At 70.5% G+C, this 7,490-nt stretch carries 6 protein-coding genes; 1 reads left to right on the forward strand and 5 read right to left on the reverse strand.

All coding sequences use genetic code 11. From position 1 onward, the window contains the following. Positions 1 to 90 precede the first annotated feature (90 nt). The 5 genes from QZM15_RS31175 to QZM15_RS31195 are packed head-to-tail and all read right to left on the reverse strand — an operon-like array spanning position 91 to position 4,999. On the reverse strand, positions 91 to 1,242 hold the full coding sequence (locus QZM15_RS31175; protein WP_099316858.1) for a VanZ family protein: 1,152 nt from the start codon (positions 1,240 to 1,242) through the stop codon (positions 91 to 93). Positions 1,243 to 1,285: 43 nt separating this feature from the next. After that, on the reverse strand, positions 1,286 to 1,909 hold the full coding sequence (locus tag QZM15_RS31180) for an ABC-type transport auxiliary lipoprotein family protein (RefSeq protein ID WP_059575998.1): 624 nt from the start codon (positions 1,907 to 1,909) through the stop codon (positions 1,286 to 1,288). A gap of 38 nt (positions 1,910 to 1,947) precedes the next feature. Continuing rightward, positions 1,948 to 2,877 (reverse strand): MlaD family protein, encoded by a 930-nt coding sequence (locus QZM15_RS31185; protein WP_059575996.1) that lies wholly within the window; start codon positions 2,875 to 2,877, stop codon positions 1,948 to 1,950. 17 nt (positions 2,878 to 2,894) lie between these two features. Continuing rightward, positions 2,895 to 3,809, reverse strand: coding sequence for an ABC transporter ATP-binding protein (locus QZM15_RS31190; protein ID WP_059642767.1), 915 nt, complete (start codon positions 3,807 to 3,809; stop codon positions 2,895 to 2,897). Beyond that, positions 3,806 to 4,999: an ABC transporter permease gene (locus QZM15_RS31195; RefSeq protein WP_302107866.1), complete on the reverse strand. Its 1,194-nt coding sequence runs from the start codon at positions 4,997 to 4,999 to the stop codon at positions 3,806 to 3,808. The genes QZM15_RS31190 and QZM15_RS31195 overlap by 4 nt, the downstream gene beginning before the upstream one ends. 266 nt (positions 5,000 to 5,265) lie before the next feature. Here QZM15_RS31195 and QZM15_RS31200 point away from each other — a divergent pair, with 266 nt between their 5' ends. Beyond that, positions 5,266 to 7,335, forward strand: coding sequence for a bifunctional 2',3'-cyclic-nucleotide 2'-phosphodiesterase/3'-nucleotidase (locus tag QZM15_RS31200; protein WP_302107865.1), 2,070 nt, complete (start codon positions 5,266 to 5,268; stop codon positions 7,333 to 7,335). Positions 7,336 to 7,490: the final 155 nt, after the last annotated feature.

A 7,490-nucleotide genomic window follows, 5' to 3' on the forward strand; every position in this document is an offset into this window, starting at 1 on the left:
CCGTTGCGCGACGCGGCAACGGAGGATGCGGACGATTATAGCGACCGGCGCACGCGGCTGCCCGCGGCGCGGCCGCCGCCGGCTGCCGCGTCAGCGGCGCAGCGCGGCCGGCAGCCACGCGTGCTCGACGCGCTGGCCGAGCCAGATCAGCGCCGCGTAGGGCCAGATCCACGCGAGCCAGCGCGCGAGGCTGTTGAAGTGCACGTAGCGGCCCTGCCGCCAGCCCGACAGCGTGAAGTCGAAGAACGGGTTGACCGGCAGCAGGTTCACGAGCGCGACGCCGGCCAAGAGCGCGAGCGCCGCGAGCATCGCGCGCCACGTTGCCGGCACGCGCAACGCGACGAGCGCCGCCGCGAAACCGAGCTCGATGCCGAGCCGCGCGCCGGGCGTCGCCCACACGACGACGAGGCCGGTGGCCGACTGCATGAACGTCGCGGCCGCCTTCAGCACGAGCGTGGCGACCACCAGCGCGACGAGCAGCCGGATGCGCGGCGCGCGCGGGCGCATCGCGAGCGACGCGATCGCCAGCGCCGCGAACAGCATCAGCCCGCCGAGCACGGCTTCCCACGCGGAATCGGACAGCCAGCCGTCGACCCGCTCGGGCCATTCGCTGACGTGCCACGCGGCCGGCAGCCACGCGAGCAGCGCGTCCTGCATCGACGCGTCGGCGCGCTCCCACAGCGCGGCCGGCCAGTCGCCGATGCCGAACAGGAACGGCGACGGAAACACGATCGCGAACGGCCACAGCGCGGCGAGCAGCAGCGGCGTCGAACCGTCGGCCTCGAGCCACGCGAAGCGCAGCCGGCGCAGCACGCCGCGGTCGAGCAGCGCGCCGGTGGCCGGCGCAGCGAGCGCCGCGCCCAGCAGCGCGCCGAGCGCGTTGGCGCCGAGATCGAGATTCGATGCGACGCGCGTCGGCAGGTAGGTCTGCAGCGCTTCCAACGCGCCAGACAGCAGCACGCCGAGCGCGCCCGCGATCAGCGTCGCGGCCACGCCCCGCCAGCGCGGGTGCAGCGCCAGCACGCCGAGCGCGCCGAACGGCAGATAGCCGAGCACGTTCGTGACCACGTCGAACGCCGTCACGTACCGCTGCATCGGCGCGAGCAGGTAATCGAACGGACCGATGCCGAGCGACACCCAGCCATCGAACGGATACAGCGACGCATAGACGATCAGCGCCGCGTAAGCGGCAAACGCCTGCCGCGCGAGCGGCGACGCGCGATGCGTGCCCGGCACGTTCATCGCGGATGCAATCGCGGATGCAATCGCGGCTGCGCGTCGGGCGTCACGGCGTGCCCGCGTACGCCTGCACGCCGACCCACGCGGCGATCTGCGACACGAGTTCGTCGCTGGCCGCGGCGAGCGCACGCGCGCCGCCGGCCGCGTCGGGTGTGCTCGACGGCGCGCGCGCGACGAACGTGCGCTGGCCGAGCACCTTGCCGTCGAGCGTGAGCGTCGCGCGCGCGGTCACCGCGCCGTGGCTTTGCGACTGCCCGTCGAAGACCTGCTCGAATTCGCTCAGGTCGACCTTGAGGGTCGGCGCGCGCACGCCGTCGACGCCTTCGAGCACCGTGCCGCGCGACGACAGCGCGCCGCGCAGGCGCTGCGTGAGCAGTTGCGCGGGCGGCGCGGTCCAGCGGCTGTCGCGATAGACGGCCACGTGCTGCGCATCGGCATAGGCGAGGCGGTACGCGAACTTGTCGGAATCGAGCGCGTCGGGCGCGGCGACGTCGAGCACCTTCAGCGCGGGGCCCGAACCGGTGGTCGCCACCGACGACGCAGGCCCGAGGTCGTAGCGGATGTTCGACAGCACCGCGCTGTTGCCGGCGCAGCCGGCTGCCGCCGCGAGCGTCAGTACGGCAAGCGCGGCCGCTGCCGGGCGCAGCGCGCGGTCAAGGATTCGTGGCATGGCGTATTCCTGCGTAAGGTTTCCGGTTTCGATGGGCGTCAGTGCCCGGCCGTCGCACCCGGCCAGACGAAGCCCGCTTCGCCCGGCCCGGGCGCCGCGCCGGGCGATCCGAACAACAGACTGCGCGGGTTGCGGCCGAGTTCACCGGCGACGTCCTTCAATTGCCGCGACGCGTCGCCGACGCTGTCGGCCAGCGCATTGAAGCGCGGCAGCGTGTCGTACTGCACGCGCGCGTTGAGGCCGTTCAGCGCGACGCCGACCTGCTCGGCGGCCGTGCCGGCCTTGTTCAGGTTCGACACGAGCGGCCCGTTCGGCTGCAGCAGCGTGTTCGCCGACGCCATCGCGCGGTTCACCTCGTGCATCGTCTCCGGCAGCGCGGTGACGGCCGGGCCGAGCTGCTTCGTCAGCGTCGCGGCGCCGTCGGCCGCGTGCTGCAGGCTTTCGGCGGTCGCACGCAGCTGCTCGCGCATCTCGGGCGACATCAGCGCGTTCGCGCTCTTCGCGGCCAGTTCGAGCTGCCGCAGCAGCACGTCGCCGCGTTCCTGGATCTGGTCGAACAGGCTCGGCCGCATCGGGATCTGCGCGATCGCCTTCGGCGACGACGGCAGCGGCGACAGATCGCGCCCCGTATCCTCCAACTGCACGAACGCGATGCCGGTCACGCCCTGGAAGCCGAGGCTGCCGTAGGTCGACTGCGTGATCGGCGCGTCGTGATCGACGAGGATGCGGATCCGGATCTGGCCCGGATGCGTGCGGTCGAAGCCGATCGACTGCACCTTGCCGACGTCGAGGCCGCGAAAGCGCACGGCCGCGTCCGGAAAGAGCCCCGTCACGTTGGTGCGCGCGAGCAGGTCGTACGGCACGCGCACGGTGCGGTCGACGTTGAACCAGAACACGGTGCCCGCGATCGCGAGCGTCAGCGCGATCGTGAACAGGCCGGCCCAGAACGCATGTGATTTGTTTTCCATTCGCGGGTTCCTTGCTTCTACAGCTCGACGCTCGACAGCGCCGGTTCGAGGGCCGCCTTCGGCAGCTTCGCGCGCCGCTCGGGCGGCAGCGCCTGCAATGCGCGGCGCCCGCGCAGCCCCAGGAAATATTCGTGGATGAACGGATGATCGACGTTCGCGGCCTCCTCGACGGGCGCCGCGACCAGCACCTTGCGGTCGGCCAGCACCGCGACGCGCGTCGACAGCGCGACCATCGTGTCGAGGTCGTGCGTCACCATCACGACGGTCAGCCCGAGCGTGCGGTGCAGCGTCGCGATCAGCTCGACGAATTCGTCCGACGCCTGCGGATCGAGGCCCGCCGTCGGCTCGTCGAGGAACAGCAGCTCGGGTTCCAGCGCGATCGCGCGCGCGATGCCGACGCGCTTCACCATCCCGCCCGACAGCGCGGCCGGCATCTTCGACGCGTGCTTGCACGGCAGCCCGACCATCTCGAGCTTCAGCATCACGATGTCGTGCAGCAGATCCGGCGGCACGCGGCCGAGCTCGCGCAGCGGCTGCGCGACGTTGTCGAACACCGTCATCGACGAGAACAGCGCGCCCTGCTGGAACAGCATCCCCGAGCGCGTGCGCATCATCCGCGCGCTTGCGTCGTCGATCGTCGCCGTATCCTCGCCGAACACCTTGATCGTGCCCGACGTCGGCCGTTCGAGGCCGAGGATCTGGCGCACGAGCGTCGTCTTGCCGGAGCCCGAGCCGCCGACGATCGACACGATCTCGCCGCGCCGCACGTCGAAGTCGAGCTTCTGGTGAATGATGTTGCGCCCGTAGCGCTTGGTCAGGTTGCGCACCTCGATCACGAGATCGCCGGCATCGACGGCCGTGCCCGGCCGGGGGCCGACCGACCCGGCGCCGATGGCCGCGGCATGCGCGGTCGTTTCGTTCGATGCGTTCATCCGAGCCCCACGTTCTGGAACAGGATCGCGAACACCGCGTCGGCGAGGATCACGACCGTGATCGACGACACGACCGACGTGGTCGTGCCTTCGCCGAGGCTCTGCGAGTTCGCCTTGATCCGGAAGCCGAAATGGCACGCGACCAGCGCGATCAGCATGCCGAACACGACGCCCTTGCCGACGCCGATGTACAGGTTCGCGATCGGCACGACGCCCGGCAGCGAACGCACGAAATAGTTGATGTCGATGCCGAGCACGATCTTCGCGGCGAGCGCGCCGCCCGTCAGCGCGATGATGTTGGTCCACATCACGAGCAGCGGCATCGCGACGCCGAGCGCGAGCACGCGCGGCAGGATCAGCCGCAGCCCGTGCGGGATGCCCATCACGCGCATCGCGTCGAGCTCTTCCGTCACGCGCATCACGCCGATCTGCGCGGTGATCGCGGAGCCCGAGCGGCCCGCGACGAGGATCGCCGACAGCACCGGGCCGAGCTCGCGGATCACCGACAGCCCGAGGATGTTCACGATGTAGCGGTTCGCACCGAACATCTGCAGCTGCTGCGCGGACAGGTAGCTGAGCACGATGCCGATCAGGAACGCGACGAGCGCGGTGATCGGCAGCGCCTGCGCGCCGGCGCTGTAGATGTTCGCCGAGGTTTCCTTCCACGGCATCGTCTTCGGGCGGCGCAGCACCGACAGCGCGTCGAGGATCACGAGGCCGAACATCGCGATGCCGCCCTGCAGGTGTTCGCCGAACGCGAAGATCGCCTGGCCGAGCCGCGTGACGGGATCGACGCGCACCACGCGCTCGGGCGCCTCGCGCGCGCTGTCGAGCCGCTCGATGCGCTCGAAGATCGTGCGCTGCGTGGCGCTCAGCGCGACGCCCGCCGGCAGCTTGCGGCCCCACACGCGCCACAGCGCCTGGCCGCCGACGTGGTCGAGCCGCTCGACGCCGGACAGATCCCATTCGATGACGCGCCCGGCGGCGATGCTCGCGATGCGGCGCGCCACGGCGCCGCGGTTGCGCGCGAGCGAGAGCGCGGTCCACTGGCCGGTCAGGCGCACCGTCTGGCCCTGGCCGCCGGCGTCGACCGACAGGCCGGGAGGGGTCTCGAAGTCCAAGGGCAGGTTGTTTGCAAAAGGATGACAGCGGCCATTGTAGCGAACCGCCCGGCGCCGCGACGTGAGGATGTGGGCGGGGCACCGGGCTCGGTGCGCGGCCGGGGCGCCGGGCCGGAGCCGGGCCGGCTGGGCCGTGCCCCGACGCCGCCGAGCGTCGCGGGGCCTGTTCATGCCGATAACGGGCCTGGGCCCGTGGCCGGTATCGCGACCTTTCATTGTTCCGTCACGTTTCCTTTCGATACTCTCACGCGCCGCACGTCAGGCCGTCGGCGCGCCGCGCCGCCATTCGTGCGTACCTCGCGTTTGATAAAACAGAACACCGAACAGGACATCCGATGCGTCTCCCCCCGCTTTCCCGCCGCCACGCGCCGGCCGCCGCCGCGCTCGCCAGCCTCGCCTTCGTCCTCGCCGGCTGCGGCGGCGACGACGTCACCGCCACGCCGCCGTCGCGGCCCGAGGCCCAGGCGCCCGCCGGCACGACGGCCACGCTCGCGCTGCTCGAGACGACCGACCTGCACACCAACGTGCTGTCGTACGACTATTTCAAGCTCGCCGCCGACAATTCGCTCGGCTTCGAACGCGTGGCGACGCTGATCGCGCAGGCGCGCAAGCAGTACCCGAACACGCTGCTGCTCGACAACGGCGACACGATCCAGGGCACCGCGCTGTCGGACTACCAGGCGCTCGTGAAGCCGGTCGGCTGCGACCAGACGCTCGCGATCTACAAGGTGATGAACGCCGCGAAATTCGACGGCGGCGGGATCGGCAACCACGAGTTCAACTACGGGCTGCCGTACCTGTCGCAGGTGACCGGCAACACGTTCGAGGTCGACGGCCTGCCGGCGCCGGCCCAGCAGAAGAAATGCGCGGGCCCGAATTTCCCGCAGGTGCTCGCGAACGTGATCAGCGCGAAGACCAACGCGCCGCTGTTCGCGCCGTACACGATCCTGACGCGCACGGTGACGGCCACGACGCCGGACGGCAAGACGGTCAGCGCGCCCGTGAAGATCGGCATCATCGGCTTCACGCCGCCCGCGATCATGAACTGGGACAAGCGCTGGCTCGACGGCAAGGTCTACACGACCGGGCTGAAGGAAGCGGCCGAGAAGTACATTCCGGAAATGCGCGCGAAGGGCGCCGATCTCGTCGTCGCGATCTCGCACGGCGGCCTCGACAATTCCGCGTACTCGCCGACGATGGAAAACGGCAGCTGGTGGCTGTCGAAGGTGCCCGGCATCGACGCGATGCTGATCGGCCACTCGCACCAGGTGTTCCCGGACGCGAACAGCACCGTGGCGCAGTTCAACCTGCCGGGCGTCGACAAGGTCAAGGGCACCGTCAACGGCGTGCCGACCGTGATGGCCAACTACTGGGGCAAGCACCTCGGCGTGATCAAGCTCGGCCTGAAGTTCGACGGCAAGACGTGGGCCGTCGACAAATCGCAGACGACCGTCGAGGCGCGGCCGATCCAGAACGCCGACAAGAGCTACGTCGCGGCCGACCCGTCGGTCTCCGCCGCGATCGCGGCCGAGCACCAGGCGACGATCGACTACGTGAAGACGCCGATCGGCTCGACCGACTACCGGATGAACACGTACTTCGCGGACGTCGGCGATCCGGGCGCGATCCAGATCGTCAACGAGGCGCAGGCCGACTACGTGAAGACGTACGTGCAGGCGAACCTGCCGCAGTACGCGTCGCTGCCGGTGCTGTCGGTCAGCGCGCCGTTCAAGAGCGGCTTCGGCGGCGGCACCGACTACACCGACGTCGCGCCGGGCGCGCTCGCAATCAACAACGCGGCCGACCTGTACCTGTATCCGAACACCGTGTACGCGGTGAAGGTGAGCGGCGCCGACGTGAAGAACTGGCTCGAGACGGCCGCGAAGCGCTTCAACCGGATCGACCCGACGCAGGCGACCGTGCAGCCGCTCGTCAGCACCTTCCCCGGCTACAACTTCGACATGTTCACGTCGGCCGATCTCGCGTATGAAATCGACGTCACGCAGCCGGTCGGCAGCCGGATCAGGAACCTGACGTACAAGGGCGCGGCGATCGACCCGAACGCGCAGTTCATCGTCGCGACCAACAACTACCGCGCGAGCGGCGGCGGCAACTTCCCGGGCCTCGACGGCAGCAAGACGATCTTCGCGTCGCCCGACGCGAACCGCGACGTGCTGATCGCGTTCATCAAGAAGCGCGGCGCGATCACGCGCGCGGCCGACGGCGCGCAGCGCAGCTGGCGCTTCACGAAGCTCGCGAGCTCGGTCGCGCACGTGCGGTTCGCGTCCGCGCCGAACCGCCTCGGCGACGCGGCGGCGGCCGGCCTGACCGGCATCACGCAGGTCGCGGCCGACGACGGCTCGGGCAAGAACCTCGCGACCTACGAAATCGACCTCACGCAATGAGACACGCGATGCAACCGATCCGGACGATGCGGCCCGCCGAAACCGGCCTCGCCGCCGCCGCGCGGCGCGTGCTGCGCGCGAAACTCCCGCCGGCCGCGCTGCTCGCGGCGGCGGCCGTGACCGTCGCGGCCGTCGTCGCGGCCGCCGGCCTGCGC

Origin of the sequence: Burkholderia sp. AU44665 (genome assembly GCF_030504405.1) — a bacterium.
Taxonomy (GTDB): Bacteria; Pseudomonadota; Gammaproteobacteria; order Burkholderiales; family Burkholderiaceae; genus Burkholderia; species Burkholderia semiarida.